The following is a 16,098-nucleotide window of genomic DNA, read 5'->3' as shown; positions in this document are numbered from 1 at the left end:
GCCTCTGGCGCCGCTGACGCACCTCGCGCCGCGGGCGTGATCAAGGTCCTGACCGTCAACACGCACAAGGGATTCACGCAGTTCAACCGGCGCTTCATGCTGCACGAACTGCGGGAGGCACTGCGGCAGGCGGCGCCCGATGTCGTCTTTTTGCAGGAGGTGCTGGGCGAGCATCAGCGACATGCCGCGCGTCACACCGACTGGCCCACGACTTCGCAGTACGAATTTCTGGCGGACAGCCTGTGGCAGGACTTCGCCTACGGCCGCAACGCCGTCTATCCGCACGGCCATCACGGCAATGCGGTGCTCTCCAAGTATCCAATCATGCGTTACGACAATCACGATGTAAGCGAAGGCCCCCACGAGGCGCGCGGCCTGTTGCACTGTGTGCTCGCGGCGGGCGCCGATGGCGCCCCGGTGCACACGGTGTGCGTCCACCTGGGCCTGCGCGAATGGCAGCGCAAGCGGCAGATCGCGCGGCTGTGCAGCCTGATGGCGGAGCTGCCGGACAACGAACCGGTGCTCGTGGCCGGCGATTTCAACGACTGGCGCCTGCGTGCCGAAAGCGTGATGCGCCGCTGTGGCGCCGCCGAGGTATATGCGACGCGTTATGGCCGGCCGGCCAAGACCTTTCCGGCGCGTTGGCCGCTGCTGCGCCTAGACCGGATTTATGTTCGCAACGTGCGCAGCTGGCGCGCGCTGCCCCTGGCCTCGCGCCCGTGGTCGCAGCTGTCGGACCACGTGCCGCTCGCCGCGGAGATCTCGCTATGATGAACATGCCCTGGCGCGACGGCAACACGTTCAAGCTGCTCATCAATGGCGGCGAGTATTTCCCGGCGGTGATCGAGGCCATCGGACAGGCACAGACCGAGGTGCTGGTCGAAACGTTCATCCTGTTCGACGACCCGGTCGGACAGGCGCTGCGCGAGGCGCTCATCGCGGCGGCCCGACGCGGTGTATCGGTGGACCTCACCGTCGACGGCTACGGCTCCGACGAACTGACCGAGCCCTTCATCAAAGGACTGACCGAAGCCGGCGTGCGGCTGCATGTGTTCGATCCGCGGCCGCGCATCCTCGGCATGCGGACCAACGTGTTCCGCCGCATGCACCGCAAGATCGTGGCGGTGGACGAGACCGTGGCCTTCATCGGCGGCATCAACTTCTCCGAAGACCACCTGATCGAGTCCGGGCCGGAGGCCAAGCAGGACTACGCCGTGCGTATCGATGGCCCGCTGGCCGTGGACCTGGCCAACTACGCGCGCGCGGCCCTGGGCCCGCGGCAACGGCGGCGCTGGCGCCGGCGCACCGCAACGCAGGCCGCGCCCGGCGCGGATGGCGTCGGCCGCCTGGTGGTGCGCGACAACGACACGCACCGCACCGACATCGAGCGCTACTACCGCGCCGGCATCCGCTCCGCCCGCGAAGACATTCTGATCGCCAACGCGTACTTCTTTCCCGGATTCAACCTGCTGCGCGATCTCGTGAAAGCGGCCCGCCGCGGCGTACGCGTGCGCCTGATCCTGCAGGGTGAGCCCGACATGCCGGTGGCGAAGTACGCCGCCAGCATGCTGTACGACTATCTCGCGCGCTCCGGCGTGCAGATCTACGAATACTGCGAGCGGCCCTTGCACGGCAAGGTCGCCTGCGTCGACGGGGCCTGGAGCACCATCGGCTCGAGCAACCTCGACCCCTTCAGCCTGGCGCTCAATCTCGAGGCCAATGTGGTGGTGCACGACACCGGACTCAATCAGGCGCTGCGCACGAGCCTGGAGACCCTGATCGCCGACCACTGCAAGCTGGCGCCGCGCCCGTCGCAGTCCGCGCGCCGTCTGCGCCGCCTCTGGTTCGGCGTCGTGATCTATCACTTCCTGCGTCGCTTCCCGGCCTGGGCGGGCAGCCTGCCCGCGCACAAGCCGCGACTCAAGACCCTGGGCCAACAGGCCGACGCCCTGCCGGGCGCCGACACCATCGACAGCGCCACGCCCCGCACCCCCTCGGAGGCGTCATGAACCCGCGCTTCCGCTTCCGGAGTCCGTCATGAGACACCTGCGTACGCACACCCTGCACCGCCTCCGGCGGCGCTGGCAAGGCCACTGGCCCCTCATCAAACGCGTGCTGATCGTGCTCGTGCTGCTGGTGGTGGGAGGACTGATCTTCCACGTGGCCCGCAGTATCGATTGGCCACAGGTGTGGAGCGCGATGCGCGACATCCCTTCGCGCAACATCGCGATCGCGGGCGGGCTGGTGGTGGCGGGCTATCTCGCCTATGCCAGCCTCGACCTGCTCGCCAAGCGCTACACGCGGCACAAGCTCCCGTCGCTGCAGGTCGCCGGCGTGGCCCTGGTCAGCTATGCCATGAACCTGAACCTCGGCGTGCTGGTGGGTGGCCTGGGCATGCGGCTCAGGCTCTACGCCAAACTCGGCGTGCGCAAGTCGGTGGCGACGCGCGTTGCGCTGTTTTCGGCGGCGACCAACTGGATCGGCTATGCCTTCGTGGGCGGCGCCGTGTTCGTCAGCGGCGCGGTGCCGGTCCCGGCCGATTGGGAGATCGGCCGTGGCGTGCTGCGCATCATCGGCGTGGTGATCCTGGTGCTGGGCGTGGTCTATATCGGCTACTGCGCCAGGGCGCGCCAACGCAGCTACCGCCTGTTCGGCCAGCATCTGGTGCTGCCCGGCGGGCGCATGGCGGTGGCGCAGACGCTGCTGGCCGCGCTGTCCTGGACCATCATGGGCACCATCATGTGGGTGCTGATGCAGGGCAAGGCCGACTACGCGGCGGTGCTGGGCGTGCTGTTGTGCACCAGTTTCGCCGCCCTCGTGACCCGCATCCCGGGCGGTCTCGGCACCACCGAAGCGATCTTCATGGCCGCGTTCGCGGGCCAGCTGCCCGGCTATCAGGTGCTGGGCGCCGCCCTCACCTACCGCGCGCTATACGCGGTCGTGCCGCTCGGGGTCGCGGTGCTGGCCTACGGCATCATCGAAACCCGGCTCGCCTGGCGTGCGCGTCACGGCGGGCAAGTGCGGCATTCCTGATCCTGCGGGTGCGGCGGACGCGGGAGCCGTGTCTGCCGCAGCCACCCCGCTTCCTTCCACCCAATAAAAATCGCGGGACGCCGGTACTACCGGTCGTCCCGCGATGTTTTTGTACTGCGTGAATCAGGCGTGCGCTTCGGCGGCGCGATGCCAGGACTGCGACAGGCCTTCGTGCAGGGCGTGCGCGAGCTGGGCCAGACCGCTGTGCAGGTCGCCCTCGATATGCACCCGCACGCACGGACGTCCGCGCGCGCGCAGCTCCTCGAAATCGCCCTGCGCCTGCGCGGCCTGGATCACGCCGAAGTCCAGACCCTGGCCTTCGATGACCTCGGGCTTGGTATCCGCCGTGATGAGCAGGAACACACCGCCGGCCGGGCCGCCCTTGTGCAGCTGGCCGCTCGAGTGCAGATAGCGCGGACCGAAGCCGCCCACCGTGGCGCAACCGCTGGCGTCGCGCAGCAGGCGGCGCAGCTGTTCGAGACGGGCTTCGTTCGCGCGGCTGCGCGCGATGTAGGCCAGCACGGCGCCGTAGCCACGGCCACGCAGCGCCACGAAGTGATGCGCCAGCAGCTCGGCGGCGGAACCCGCGCCGGTCGGCATGCCATAGAAACGCAGCTGGCCTTCGCGCAGCATCGGTTCGGCCACCGGCAACGCGCCGTCCGTGCGCCACTTCTCGGTCAGTGCGCGGGCCCGCTGCTTCGCGGCCTCGACGTCGGGCTGGTCGAACGGGTTCACGCCGAGAATCGCGCCGGCGATCGCCGTGGCCACTTCCCAGCGCAGAAACTCCTGACCGAGCCGCGCGGGATCCGCCAGTTCGAAGAGCACCACGGGATGACCGGCTTCGGCCAGTCGGATGGCACGCGAGCGCACGGCCAGACCGGCCTCGCCGGGCTCGATCAAGGCGATGAAGAGGCGGTCCTCGCCATAGTCTTCGCGCTCGCCGGCCGGCTCGCGGTCCACGGGGATCACACCCCGGCCATATTTACCGGTGGACTCCGCCAAAAGCTGTTCGAGCCAGGCACCGAAAGGCGCCAGGCCCGGGGTGGCCAGGATCGTCGCCTTGTCGCGCCCGCACAGCGCCGCTTCGCCGACCAGCGCGCCCAGGAAGAGGCCGGGATTGCTCTCGGGATCGCGCAGCGCGCACGCGCGCAGCATCGGGCGGGCGGCCTTGAGGAATTCGGCCGGGTCGTGGCCCAGCAGGCCCAGCGTCACGAGACCGAACGGCGTGAGCACGGAATTGCGTCCGCCGACCGTCGGCTCGCCCTGGAACACGGCGGCGTAGCCACGCTCGCGGGCATGGGTTTCGAGCGGCGTGCCCGGATCGGTGATGGCGATGAAGCGCTTGCCCGCCTCGGCCTCGCCGAGCTCGGCGCACAGGCGCTCGTGGAAGTAATCGGCCAGCATGCGCGACTCGATCGTCGTGCCGGATTTGCTGGCGACGATGAACAGCGTGCAGCGCAGTTCGATGCGCTGCGCCACGGCCCGGATCTGGGCGCTGTCGGTGGTGTCGAGCACATGCACCCGCATGCCCTTGGCCGCCTTGCCCACGATGTCGACGAGCACTTCGGCGCCGAGGCTCGCACCGCCCATGCCGAGCAGCACGGCGTCGGTGGCGCCCTGGCCGCAGAGCGCCGCGCAGCGCGCGGCCAGCTCGCGCGTAAGCCGTTGCGGCCGGCGCAGCGAGGTCAGCCAGCCCAGCCAGTTGCCTTCGTCGGCGCCCGTCCAGAGGGTGGCGTCGGCACGCCACAGGCGTTCGGTCCAGTGGGCGCGGCGGGCCATGGCGAGCCGCTGAGTGAGCGCCATGCGCAAGGGCGTGGGCAGGCTGTAGGCAAAACGATTCAGCGTTTCGGCGCCGCGGGCAGGTTCATGCACCCGCAACACCGGTGCGCCCGCTACACGGGCGGGACCGCGCGAGTCGATGGAAGAAATCAGCGTGAGAGTCATGATGCGACGGCTCGGGGCCGCGGGAGGAGCCCGTAACCGGGCAATACAGCGGCTATAGCAAGTCGTGTGCCCGCCGTTGCGGCGCAGCACCGCCGCCGGCCGCTTGTTGCGGCCCCGTTTCCTCTCCGTGGTGAGACTACAGGTACGAGGCTTGCTCTGACGCGTTCATGACGACGCCCACCCGTTCTTCCAGTTACGTCCCCGCGGCGCGCCGCGGCGTGGTCGTACCCTATCCCCGCGCCCAGGCGCCCAGCGAACACGAGCTCGCCTCGCAGGATCAGCTCGCGCGCCGCATTGCGGCATTGCTCGATCTCGACCCCGAGCCCGCCTATCGGCCGGCGCTGCGGCCGCGCTACGGCTCCGTGTATTACGTGCCCGCCCGTACCATCATCGGACGCGCCCGTGCCAGCACGCTCGGCATCGACGGCGAAACCGACCTCTACGGCGGCGTCGTTCCGCACGCCTATGTCGCCACCAAGTCCATCACGCACCCGCTGATCAACGCACGGGCGCGCGCGCCGTCGAGCTGGTCGCGCCGTCTGGGCGAGATGCTCGAGGGCGTCACGCTCGCCGGCTACACCGCGTTCAGCCTGGCCGATGCGCAACGCGCCGGCGTCACCCTGCTCGCGCGCGGCCCGATCCGGGTCAAACAGGTCGAGGCGAATGCCGGCCGCGGCCAGGAAGTGGTGGCGAACGCGGCAGAACTCGAGGCCGCGCTGGGCCGCCTGCAGGAGCCCGTCGTGCGCAGCCTGGGTCTGGTGCTGGAAGAAAATCTGGCCTCGCTCGAGACCTACAGCGTGGGCACGCTGCGCATCGGCACCCTGGATGCCGCCTATGTCGGCACGCAATCGCTCACCTCGGACAACCGCGGCGAACAGGTCTACGGCGGCTCGCGGCTGCGCGTCGTGCGTGGCGGCTGGGACGCACTGCTGGCCCAGACCACGCATCCCGATGAACGCCTGGCTATCCAGCAGGCCCGGGTCTACGACAGCGCGGTGCAGACCTGTTACCCCGCCCTGCTCGCGTCACGGCGCAACTACGACGTCGCGATCGGCGAGGACGAGGCCGGCGACAAACGCGCCGGCGTGCTCGAGCAATCGTGGCGCGCGGGAGGCGCGAGCATCGCGGAGATCGCGGCGCTCGAGGCCTTTGCCGAAAACCCCACGCTGCAGACGGTGCAGTCGTATACGCAGGAGCGCTATGGTCAGCCTCAGGTGCAGCCGCCGCGCGGCCACCTGACCTTTCATGCCTACGACAGCACGGTGGGCTTCATTTCCAAATCGGGCGGGCTGAGTCCCGACCAACCCGAGGCCGAGGAGACCCGCCGTGGCGCCCAATAACAACACGATCGGCAATCGCACCGAAATCGCGGTGGAAGGCGCGCCGCCGCTGGCCGGCACGTTCCTCACGCCGCAGACCAAGGTGCCCGGCGTGCTGTTCATCCACGGATGGGGTGGCAGCCAGGAATTCGACCTTACCCGCGCCCGCGGGATCGCCGCGCTCGGCTGCGTGTGTCTGACCTTCGACCTGCGCGGCCACGCCGCCACCGAAGCGCAGCGCCGCGAGGTCTCGCGCGAACAGAATCTGCACGACGTGCTGGCCGCGTACGACCAGCTTGCGGCGCATCCTTACCTCGACACCACCGAGATCGCCGTGGTCGGCAGCAGCTACGGCGGCTATCTCGCGACCATTCTGACGACGCTGCGCCGCGTGCGCTGGCTGGCGCTGCACGTGCCGGCGCTGTACCGCGACGAAGAATGGGACCGCCCCAAGGTCGAGCTCGACCGGGATGTCCTGCGCGAGTATCGCCAGCGCGATCTCGGCCCGGCCGACAATCGCGCGCTGGCCGCCTGCGCCGATTTCCCCGGCGACGTCCTGCTGGTGGAGGCCGAGCACGACACCTACATCCCGCATTCCACCATCATGAATTACCGCTCGTCGTTTCGGCGCGCCCACTCGATGACTCATCGCATCATCGACGGCGCCGACCATGCCCTGAGCGACAAGACGGCGCAGCGCGCCTACACGTCCGTTCTGGTCAATTGGGTGACCGAGATGGTGACCGGTGCTCGCCTGAGCGAACCCCGGCCCGTCCCCTGAGCGCTTGCCACCGACGCCATGGATACTGAAATCGAACACCTCGCCCGCTTCATGCGCGAACACGAACTGACGCTCGCCACGGCCGAATCCTGCACGGCGGGTCTGATCGCCGCCACCCTGGCCGACGTGCCGGGCGCCGGCTCGCTGCTGGACTGCGCCTTCGTCACCTACACCGTGCAGGCCAAGCAGCGCGAGCTCGGCGTGAGTGCGACGACGCTGCAGCGGCACAACCTGACCAGCGAGGCCGTGGCCCGCGCGATGGCACTGGGCGCGGCGCGCCGCAGCAGCGCGCGCGTCGTGATCTCCAACACGGGCGTGACCGACGATACCGATCCCGACATCGCGCCCGGCACCCAGTGTTATGCCTGGGTGATCAAGGCCGGCGCGGCCGACGCCACGCCCGCCGTCTATACCGAGACCCGCGTGTTCTCGGGCAGCCGCAATGCGATCCGGCGCGCCAGCGCGACGTACGCCCTGCTGCAGATCCCGCGTCATGTGGAGGATTTTCTCAACGGCGGCACGAATGCGCGTGCCGCCTCTTCGGCCGGCCGCGCTTGACGGCCGCCACCACGTCAACGAAGGAGACGTCTCATGAATCAGCGCACGGATACCCAGGCCCAGAAGGACGCCGACAAACCGCAGACGGACGACACGGACCGCACCGAGCAGCAGAGCCACGGCAGCGAGCAGAATCGCAGCAAGAAGGATGGCCACACCTCTCAGATCGGCACCGGCGGCGATCAACAAAGCAGCCGTAATCGCGGCGGTGGCGCCCGCCGCCCCTGATACCGGCCATCGCGTCCGACATGCCGGCCCGCCCCCGTGCGGCCCGGCGCAAAGAAAGATCGCCCGATTGCCGGGCGATCTTTTTACGTGGGCGCGTGGCACGCGCCAGCGTCAGCCGCGCGACTGTCGCAGCAGCTCGATGAAGGCGCGGTTGAAGGCCGGAATGTCGTCCGGCTTGCGGCTCGACACGAGCTTGCCGTCCTGCACGACCTCCTGATCCTGCCAGTCCGCGCCCGCGTTGCGCAGATCATCGGCCAGCGAGGGCCAGCTGGTGAGCTTGCGCCCGCGCACCACCCCGGCCGAAATCAGCAGCCAGGCACCGTGGCAGATCACCGCGACGGGCTTGTTCGCCTCGACCATGGCGCGGGCGAAGGCCTGCGCCTTCGGATGCATGCGAATCTCGTCGGCATTGACCACGCCGCCGGGCAGCAGCAGCGCGTCGAACTCCGACGGATCCGCCTCGGCCTGCGCGAAGGTCAGATCGACGTCGAAGCGGTCGCCCGGTTTGTCGTGGTGCATGCCCTGGATGGGGTCGGTCTTGGCCGAGATCAGAATGGTGCGCGCGCCCTCGGCACGCAGGGCATCGCGCGGCTCGGTCAGTTCGACCTGCTCGAAGCCGTCGACGGCCAGGATCGCGACGTTCAGATCTTTCAGTGTTGCCATGCTTGCTCCTTGTCATGTCGCCCGGCCGGACAGGCCGCGCCCGACCGCCTGGGCAGCAACCCCCATGCCTGCCCGGGCATGGCGCTTGCTTGAACGCCCGCCATGAATGCGCCCGAGCTCCTGCCCCTGCCCGCCGCCGCGGGCCTGGTCTATGCCGACGACAGCCGCCCCGGCTATCGCCGCCGGCGCGTGAACGCCAAGACCTTCCATTACCTGGATACCCGCGGCAAGCGCATCACCGACAAGGCGACGCTGGACCGCATTCGCATGCTCGCGATTCCGCCGGCCTACACCGATGTGTGGATCTGCCCCGACCCGCAGGGTCATATCCAGGCCACCGGCCGCGATGCGCGGGGCCGCAAGCAATATCGCTACCACCCCGAATGGACGACGGTGCGCGACGCACAGAAGTATGGTCAGCTGGCGGCGTTCGGCCTGTGCCTGCCGCGCATCCGTGCCCGCATCGAACGCGACATGGCGCTGCCCGGCCTGCCGCGCGACAAGGTCGCGGCCACGCTGGTGCGCCTGCTCGAGCTCACGCGTATCCGCGTCGGATCGCGCGAATACGCGCGTACCAACAAATCATTCGGGCTGACCACGCTGACGCGCCGTCACGCCCAGGTGGCGGGCGATCGCATCCGGCTGCGCTTTGTCGGCAAGAGCGGCGTGCCGCATGACGTGACCGTGGCCGACCGGCGCATCGCGCGGCTGGTGCGCCGCTGCATGGACCTGCCCGGCCAGCAACTGTTTCACTACATCGATGAAGACGGCGAGCCGCGCGCGGTGGATTCGGATCTGGTCAACGAATATCTGCGCGAGGCCAGCGGCGCCGACTTTACGGCCAAGCACTATCGCACGTGGGCCGGCACTCTCTACGCCTATGCCTCGCTGCGCGCGTGCTGCCTGCCGGCGCAAGCCGATGCCGAGGCGCCCGCGGCCACGCGCAAGCAGCTCACCGATGTGATCAAGCGGGTGGCGCAGCGGCTGGCGAACACGCCCGCCGTCTGCCGCGCGTGCTATATCCACCCTGCCGTGATGGAGGCCTATCTGGCGGGCACGCTGGCGCCCGATATGCGCGCGCCCGATACGCCGCGCGGCCTCGCCGCGGAAGAACGTCGCCTGCTTGCGTTCCTGCAAGCGCTGCCGGAACCGGAGGCGACATGTCCGCGCGAAAAGAAATCGTGATCAGGGAAGAAAGGCTGGCATGGCGGCTCGCCGCCATGCCGGGCGTCATCACGTCAGAAAATCGACGAGCGCGCGTTCTTGGCGTACGGCTGGGGATCGACGGGGTCGGCCCAGTTGGACTCGGTCTGGGTGTCTTCGGCGGGCTTGCTGCTTTCGCCAGCCTCGTCCACGGCGCGCTTGGCGACCGGGGGCGGCATGCGCGGCACATCGACCGGCCCGCGCGGCGGCAGGACCTTGGCGTTGATGCTCACGCTCTGGTCGTCGGGCGCCGGCGCCGGAGCGCCACCGCTGACGGACTTGCCAGTGGGTTTCGCGTTGGATGTCATGACGTTCTCCTTGGGGGTAGATACATGCAATACGGCCATGCGTGGCGGCCGGTACGAGGTCGCGCGGCGCTGTCTCACCCGCCACAAGCAATTCCCGTACCCTGGTTCGTTTGTACAGGATCGGGGGCAGGCGCGCCAGTTGCTGAACAAAGCCTTACAGCCGCGGTCCAATCGGACCAGGGCCGGCATTCCGGGTTAACCACGAGCAGAGAGGAGCACGCCGACGTGATCACGACCCCCACCCTTCGAGCCTGGGCCCAGGCTTGCACCGACCTCATCGAGGTGCCGCAATGAACCCCTCCCGCTTCACCGCCGCGCTCCAGGCCCGCCTCGCGCGCGTCACCGTGCTGGCCCGCTTCGCGGCGGGCCGCCTCGGTCAGTATGCCGAGCTGCTGCATATCGAAATGGCGATGTACCGCCAATCCCTGGTGCGCTCGCTGATCGCCCTGGTCGCGCTCGTGCTGACCGGCATGGGCGCCGCCGCCTTCATCTCGATTGCCGCCCTGGTGCATTTTTGGGACACGCCGTGGCGCCGCATGACGGCCTGGATCATCGCGGGCGTGTGGTTCGCCATCGCGCTGATCAGCTTCCTGATCGTGCGCCGTGGTGTACCCGATGGCCTGCCGTTCCAGAGCGTGGGTGAGCAGATGCGCCTGGATGCCGACACCCTGCGTGACGCCATGCAGCGTCCGGCCGCCCCGGACGTGGTCGTCCGCGGCCCCGCATCCCGCCCCTCGGAACCCACCCACCGGAGCCAGCCATGAGCCAGATCGATCTCGCCGCCGAGCGCGCCCAGCTGCTCGCGCGCATGGAAGAACAACGCCGGCAACTGGCCGAGCAACCCGACCGCACGCCCGGTCCCGCCACGCCCGACACCACGCTGCAGGTCGGGCGCACCGCGCGGGCCCTCGTCATCGGCCTTGTCGCTGTCAGCGGCTGGCCCCGTTTTCTCAAGATGCCCGCCCGCGCGGCCACTTCGGTGTGGCTGCGTGACCGGATCGCCGGACTGGTACGATCGGGTGTCACTTTTCCCCGGCAGAAACTCAGGAGAGAAACCATGGAATCCACGTCGACCCCGCCCACCGGCACGCCGCTGAATGCCACGGGCGCCGAGGCCACCCGTTCGCGCCGTGGCGGCGCACGCCAGTTGCTCGAGGATCTCGACACCACGCTGCGCGAATCGGGTCACGAAGACATCGAAGTGCTCAAGACCCGTCTGCGTGCCCAGCTCGAAGACGCCCGCGAGGCCCTGAACGAAGCCGGCGGCAGCGCCAACGAGATCATGCGTGCCTCGGTCGATTGCACCGAGCAATATGTCCGCACGCATCCCTGGCAAGCCGTGGGCTGGGCCGCCAGCGCCGCTTTTCTGTTTGGCGTGATCGTCGGCCGCCGCTGAGCCGCGCTCCCGGATCACGCATCCAACAAAATGGCCGGAGGCGATATCGCCTCCGGCCATTTTCTTATCTGTGCATCGTGTCAGCTGCGCATCATCTGTGCATCGTGTCAGCTGCGCATCGTCTTGTCCGCGCAGAGATCACCAGAGGTTGGTGAACGCCTTGCCCATCTCGCGCACGGCGCCGGTGAAGCCTTCGGACGCCCCTTCGGCCGACACGCCCACGGCACGGGCGAAGCCGCCCGCGACACGCTGCGGCAGGCTCTGCTGCAAGGCGAACTTCGGATCGTCCAGGCTGCCCTTGACGGTGAAGTCGAACCGCACCGTGTCGTTACGGTCGGCCATCGCGCTCAACACCGCCTGGCGCGGCAGCGCGAAGATGCTGCCCTCGTCGCCGAAGCGCACCTTGGTGAGCGCCAGGGTGCCGTTGGCCTGCAGCGCGTGGTCGCGCACATCGGTGCGCATGTCCAGATCGATCAGCCCGCCGGTGATGGGCGCACTGTGCGAGAGCTGCAGATACGGCGCCACCTGGGCCGCCGGCATGTGCCGCACCGCCAGCCGCAGATCGGCGTCCTGGCCCTTGCCGCGCACCCAGCCCACCAGGGCCGCCATGCCGCGCTGACCCTCCGGGCCCTTGGCCGTCACGCCTTCGAAGCGCACGTCCATGCGCTCGTCGCCCGCCGGCACCGCCAGCGGCGTGAGCTCGATGCGAGCCTGCTCGAACACCATTTCGTGGCCGTTCTTGGATACGGTCTGGTCGCGATAGCGCATCGTGCCGTCGGTCAGCACCACGCGGCCGGCCCAGGCCGGGCGCGGCTGGCCGTCTTCGCCGCGGGCGATGGCCAGGGCGCGCGCCAGCGAAGGCGCCACGTGCAGCGTGCCTTCGCTGTCGCGCAGCACTTCCATGTCGTAGCCGCGCACCAGCACGCGCTCGAACACGGCCTGGTGGGTCAGGAACTCGCGCCAGCGCGGCACCAGCACCACCCGCTCGGCGCGGGTGGGCGCCTGGCCGGCGGTGCCGGGCAGGACCACATCGGTCAGCACGATCTCGTTGGGCCGCACGCGGACGTCACCGACCTGGCCGCGCGGGCCCACGATGCTGTCCACCCGCAGTTCGACGACGCGAACGACCAGGAACGCCAGGATGCCGGCGATGGCCAGCAACAGCAGCGTGGTGGCGGTTAGTGCCGACAGCACGCGGCACAGCACGGGATATTGACTGATGCCGCAACCGCGGGCGGCACTGCGGTCTGCGGTTCCGCGCAAGTCGCGGTCGGGAGTAATGGCGTCCATGTCAGGCATCCTCAAGGGTCGAGGGGATGGGGCAGCGGTGGGAGTCGCGGGGTGGGTATGAACCTGACTTCGTCCTGACCACGCGGCGAATGTGGCGCTCTAAGAGCAACTGCCGTGCCCGGCCGACGGCATGCGTCTTGCGGCCCGGCCAGCGTGCGCTTCGCATTCCCCTCTACACCGACACTCCCAAGGAGACCGAACCATGGCAAAGCCTACCGACGGCAAGCACCGCGACCAGGCCGATACGACCGCAGGCCGCCAGCGCGCACTGCAGGATCAGCAGGACGAGCGTGACGCCGCCCGCGGCGACAGCGGCGAGGACGACGCCGCGCAGGCCGGCTCGCGCAAGCAGCCCGAGCCCCCCTTGCCCGAACAGCATCTGGACAAGCCCGGCAATGAGCACGAGCTGGCGCTGGCACCCCGCTTCGAAGCGCCGCACTACAAGGGCAGCGGCAAGCTTGACGGCATGAGCGCGCTGATCACCGGCGCCGACTCCGGTATCGGCCGCGCCGTGGCGGTGCTGTTTGCCCGCGAGGGGGCCGACGTCGCCATCGCTTACCTCGACGAGCACGAAGACGCCAGGGAGACCGCGCGCCACGTCGAGGCCGAAGGCCGCCGCGCGATCCTCATTCCCGGCGACGTGCGCGATCCAAAGTTCGCGGAGAAGGCCGTGGGCGATACGATCTCGGCATTCGACCGGCTCGACATCCTCGTGAACAACGCCGCGTTCCAGGAGCACGCCGAGTCGCTGCTCGAGCTCAGCGACGCCCGCATCGACGAGACGCTGCGGACCAATATCTACGGCTATATGCAGATGGCGCGCGCCGCCCTGCCCCATCTGAAGGAAGGCTCGTCCATCATCAATACGGGCTCTGTGACGGGCCTGCGCGGTAGCGGCCAACTGATCGACTACTCCACGACCAAGGGCGCCATCCACGCATTCACGCGGGCGCTTGCCGCGAACCTGGCCAAACAGGGTATCCGGGTGAATGCGGTGGCGCCGGGTCCCGTGTGGACGCCGCTCAACCCCGCGGATCGCCCCGCCGAGGAAGTGGCTGAATTCGGCAAGAAAACGGATCTGGGCCGGCCGGCCCAGCCCGAGGAGATCGCGCCGGCCTATGTGTTCCTGGCGGCGCCCTGCTGCGCGAGCTATATCACCGGCATCGTGCTGCCCATCACGGGCAGCGCCGGCGATTGATGCCTCGCTTACTTCTGGGGCGCCCCGCCCCCGGGGCCGGCCGTGCCGGCCGCCGGTGCGGTGCGTGACGCCGGCGACACCGCCGGCGCTTCCCCGCGCGGCGTCGGCGCCACGGTATCGGCGGCCGGCGTGCGAGCCGGCGTCTGGAGCGCCTGGGCACGCGTGCGCTGTTCGGCCAGTTGCGCGGCCGCGCGTTTGGCCGCATCCCGGATCGCGGGATCCGCGCCATGCTTCATGGCGGCGTCGTAGGCCGGCAGTGCCTCGCCCAGGGGCCCCACGACGGCGTCGTTCAGATAGCGCTGATCGAATGCCGCGCCACGTGCATCCTTGAGATCGCCCAGCAGGCCGGCATAAGCGCCGGTCGGTGCGGGCGCCGTCTTGCCGATATAGGGCTGCCAGGCCTGCAAGGTTTCGCGATGCTGGGCCTGCATCTGACGTGCGAAAGCCTGCACGTCGCCGGCGGCGGCGCGCGACTGGGCCAACTCGGCGGCTTCGATCTGAAACTGCGACAGCGCGACGGCCCGCGCAATGAACTGGCCGTCATCGGCATTCGGCGCGGCCGCCCGGCATGCCGCGCCGATCAGCAGCGCGGCGGCGATCAGCGGAATACGCAGGGCGTTCATGGAAAGCTCCTCGTGGCGACGCCGGCGGGGCCCGCCGGTTGCGGATCCTGGCGAACCACCGTCTCCGGCTCGCGCTCGGGCGCGACCAGCGGATCGAAATCGACCCAGCGGCCCTCGCGCCAGCGCCCTTGCGCCCGCTCGACGTCCTGGCCGCCGGCGCCTCGCAGAATGCGCACGGCGTCAGGCTCCTGCTGCGGCGTGACGTGCAAGGCCAGCAGCACGCCGGCCGGCCGGACCTCGGGGTGGCCTGCGTCGTCCAGCGGCGCGCCAGGCGCGCCGCGGCGCTTCTTGCGGCCGATGATCCACATCGCGCCGCCGAGCGCGCCCAGGTAGCCGCCCACACCGGCGCCGGCCACGATGGCCACGATAGAGCCGCTCACGCGCATGCCCAGCACGCCGCCGACCACCGCGAGAATCAGCCCCAGCACGGCCGCGCCGGCGATCGCGCCATACTGCGCCCCGGCCGAATCGGGATCGGCCGCGCGGTCGCCGCCCAGGGGGTGACGCGCGTGGCCGCCCGGCGTATTCACATAAAAGGTATGTACGTCATCCTCGCCGAAGCCGGCCGCGAACAATTTCTGCGCGGCGAGTTCGGCGTGGTCGAAGGTCTGGAAGCGTGCTGCGACAATCAAGGACATGACAGCCTCCTGGATTCTGCGGCCGGTGCCAGCCGGAAGATGCCACTGCACCGCGGGCGTCGCAGCAAGCGACATGCCCATGGGCCCCGGCCCCGCCGAGTATCAATGGCTCGCGGCCGCCTTGCCGTGCAGGGCCTCCAGGCGCCAGAACCGTTCGGGCTGCACGCTGGTGCCGCCCAGCTCGCTGGCGTCCAGCCCGCGCAACTGACTGGCGCACTCCGCCAGCGCGCGCTGCTTGAGCGCGTGATCCTGGCCGCCGCAGATCGTGGGCGTCGCGCTCACGCGGCGCTGCTGCAGCATCGAAAGCCGGGCCTGCATGCGGCCGGGCTCGTCGCGGTGGATGAGTTCTTCGTAGGCCAGCCACTGCACGCCCGCGAACAAGGGCATGACGGCCAGCACGGCATCGCCGACATCGCCCTGGTCGGCATGGGCCAACCCGAGCGGCAGCAACACCAGTTGCGGACGCAACAATGTCAGCGCCGCGGCCAGCACGCCCCGCAGGCGCGGCGCGGCACCGGCGCCGCCATAGCGCGGGTCCAGCATGTCGAGCGCGCGGCCCTGCGCCTGCAACAGCGCGAGCGCCCTGCCGTCTTCGGCGCGCCGCACCGCCATCGCCTGCTGCGGGTCGAGAAAGCCGCAACGGCCATCCCAGTCGGTGGGCGGCGTGCCCGCGGGCGGGACCGCGCTATACACCGTCAGCACGGTGGCTCCGGGAAAGCCGGACAAGGCGGCGCCGCAGCTGAACAGCGCATCATCGTAGTGGGGCGAAATCACGACCACACCGCGGAATTCGAGCACGTTGAGCTCCTTCGTTCGCCCGGACGCCTCCACCACGCAATTATCGTGCCGTGCGAACGCGTCAGGCACGGCACTTGCTGTGAGGCCGGCGGCCTCCCGATGCGGAGGCACCCCATTC

The 16,098-nt window shown here is 69.4% G+C and carries 18 protein-coding genes; 11 read left to right on the top strand and 7 right to left on the bottom strand.

Annotation, left to right across the window (positions count from 1 at the left end):
* The first annotated feature begins 96 nt into the window (after window positions 1–96).
* Genes CEK29_RS10765 through CEK29_RS10755 form a run of 3 tightly spaced genes read left to right on the top strand, consistent with a single transcriptional unit; the run spans window position 97 to window position 3,033 of the window.
* Window positions 97–771 carry an endonuclease/exonuclease/phosphatase family protein gene (locus CEK29_RS10765; RefSeq protein ID WP_249279039.1) on the top strand — a complete coding sequence of 225 codons (675 nt, stop codon included), beginning with the start codon at window positions 97–99 and terminating at the stop codon, window positions 769–771.
* The gene (gene clsB / locus CEK29_RS10760; RefSeq protein WP_094858186.1) at window positions 771–2,009 is read left to right on the top strand and encodes a cardiolipin synthase ClsB; all 1,239 of its coding nucleotides are present in this window, start codon (window positions 771–773) and stop codon (window positions 2,007–2,009) included. Before CEK29_RS10765 ends, clsB begins: the two co-directional genes overlap by 1 nt.
* A 28-nt stretch (window positions 2,010–2,037) precedes the next feature.
* The gene (locus tag CEK29_RS10755; protein ID WP_094858065.1) at window positions 2,038–3,033 is read left to right on the top strand and encodes a lysylphosphatidylglycerol synthase domain-containing protein; all 996 of its coding nucleotides are present in this window, start codon (window positions 2,038–2,040) and stop codon (window positions 3,031–3,033) included.
* Between the two features lie 123 nt (window positions 3,034–3,156).
* On the opposite strand, the gene CEK29_RS10750 is transcribed toward CEK29_RS10755, so the two are convergent.
* Window positions 3,157–4,977, bottom strand: coding sequence for a hypothetical protein (locus CEK29_RS10750; protein ID WP_094858064.1), 1,821 nt, complete (start codon window positions 4,975–4,977; stop codon window positions 3,157–3,159).
* Window positions 4,978–5,144: 167 nt separating this feature from the next.
* Here CEK29_RS10750 and CEK29_RS10745 point away from each other — a divergent pair, with 167 nt between their 5' ends.
* Genes CEK29_RS10745 through CEK29_RS23870 form a run of 4 tightly spaced genes read left to right on the top strand, consistent with a single transcriptional unit; the run spans window position 5,145 to window position 7,863 of the window.
* A complete protein-coding gene (locus CEK29_RS10745; RefSeq protein WP_094858063.1) occupies window positions 5,145–6,317 on the top strand; it encodes a DUF3182 family protein in 1,173 nt (390 codons plus the stop codon).
* Window positions 6,318–6,324: 7 nt separating this feature from the next.
* The gene (locus CEK29_RS10740; RefSeq protein WP_141217923.1) at window positions 6,325–7,077 is read left to right on the top strand and encodes an alpha/beta hydrolase family protein; all 753 of its coding nucleotides are present in this window, start codon (window positions 6,325–6,327) and stop codon (window positions 7,075–7,077) included.
* An 18-nt stretch (window positions 7,078–7,095) separates the two neighbouring features.
* Window positions 7,096–7,635: a CinA family protein gene (locus tag CEK29_RS10735; protein ID WP_176456878.1), complete on the top strand. Its 540-nt coding sequence runs from the start codon at window positions 7,096–7,098 to the stop codon at window positions 7,633–7,635.
* 33 nt (window positions 7,636–7,668) lie between these two features.
* Window positions 7,669–7,863, top strand: coding sequence for a hypothetical protein (locus CEK29_RS23870; RefSeq protein WP_170948452.1), 195 nt, complete (start codon window positions 7,669–7,671; stop codon window positions 7,861–7,863).
* Between the two features lie 111 nt (window positions 7,864–7,974).
* Here CEK29_RS23870 and CEK29_RS10730 read toward each other — a convergent pair whose 3' ends face one another.
* The gene (locus tag CEK29_RS10730) at window positions 7,975–8,526 is read right to left on the bottom strand and encodes a type 1 glutamine amidotransferase domain-containing protein (protein WP_094799740.1); all 552 of its coding nucleotides are present in this window, start codon (window positions 8,524–8,526) and stop codon (window positions 7,975–7,977) included.
* Window positions 8,527–8,628: 102 nt separating this feature from the next.
* Between CEK29_RS10730 and CEK29_RS10725 the strand changes: the two genes are divergently transcribed.
* Entirely contained in the window at window positions 8,629–9,711 is a 1,083-nt protein-coding gene (locus CEK29_RS10725) for a DNA topoisomerase IB (protein ID WP_094799739.1), read from the top strand.
* A gap of 53 nt (window positions 9,712–9,764) precedes the next feature.
* Here the strand turns inward: CEK29_RS10725 and CEK29_RS10720 are convergent, their stop codons facing one another.
* Complete coding sequence (locus CEK29_RS10720; protein ID WP_094799738.1) at window positions 9,765–10,037, bottom strand: hypothetical protein; 273 nt, start codon at window positions 10,035–10,037, stop codon at window positions 9,765–9,767.
* A gap of 290 nt (window positions 10,038–10,327) precedes the next feature.
* On the opposite strand from CEK29_RS10720, the gene CEK29_RS10715 reads away from it, so the two are divergent.
* Both CEK29_RS10715 and CEK29_RS10710 read left to right on the top strand, forming a co-directional pair.
* Window positions 10,328–10,801, top strand: a complete 474-nt coding sequence (locus CEK29_RS10715; protein ID WP_094858062.1) for a hypothetical protein — start codon at window positions 10,328–10,330, stop codon at window positions 10,799–10,801.
* Entirely contained in the window at window positions 10,798–11,433 is a 636-nt protein-coding gene (locus tag CEK29_RS10710; RefSeq protein WP_094799736.1) for a DUF883 family protein, read from the top strand. Before CEK29_RS10715 ends, CEK29_RS10710 begins: the two co-directional genes overlap by 4 nt.
* Before the next feature lie 138 nt (window positions 11,434–11,571).
* On the opposite strand, the gene CEK29_RS10705 is transcribed toward CEK29_RS10710, so the two are convergent.
* A complete protein-coding gene (locus CEK29_RS10705) occupies window positions 11,572–12,723 on the bottom strand; it encodes a DUF748 domain-containing protein (protein WP_170948451.1) in 1,152 nt (383 codons plus the stop codon).
* Window positions 12,724–12,925: 202 nt separating this feature from the next.
* Here CEK29_RS10705 and CEK29_RS10700 point away from each other — a divergent pair, with 202 nt between their 5' ends.
* Window positions 12,926–13,921, top strand: coding sequence for an SDR family oxidoreductase (locus tag CEK29_RS10700; protein WP_094858061.1), 996 nt, complete (start codon window positions 12,926–12,928; stop codon window positions 13,919–13,921).
* An 8-nt stretch (window positions 13,922–13,929) separates the two neighbouring features.
* On the opposite strand, the gene CEK29_RS10695 is transcribed toward CEK29_RS10700, so the two are convergent.
* From CEK29_RS10695 to CEK29_RS10685, 3 genes are all read right to left on the bottom strand, one after another.
* On the bottom strand, window positions 13,930–14,544 hold the full coding sequence (locus tag CEK29_RS10695) for a DUF4142 domain-containing protein (protein WP_094858060.1): 615 nt from the start codon (window positions 14,542–14,544) through the stop codon (window positions 13,930–13,932).
* A complete protein-coding gene (locus tag CEK29_RS10690) occupies window positions 14,541–15,182 on the bottom strand; it encodes a hypothetical protein (RefSeq protein WP_255176129.1) in 642 nt (213 codons plus the stop codon). Before CEK29_RS10690 ends, CEK29_RS10695 begins: the two co-directional genes overlap by 4 nt.
* A gap of 102 nt (window positions 15,183–15,284) precedes the next feature.
* On the bottom strand, window positions 15,285–15,980 hold the full coding sequence (locus CEK29_RS10685) for a PIG-L family deacetylase (protein ID WP_094799732.1): 696 nt from the start codon (window positions 15,978–15,980) through the stop codon (window positions 15,285–15,287).
* Window positions 15,981–16,098: the final 118 nt, after the last annotated feature.

It is taken from the genome of Bordetella genomosp. 5 (assembly GCF_002261475.1).
Lineage (GTDB): Bacteria > Pseudomonadota > Gammaproteobacteria > Burkholderiales > Burkholderiaceae_B > Bordetella.
Note: the sequence above shows the minus strand (reverse complement) of the source record. Positions and strands in the feature narration are given on the sequence as shown.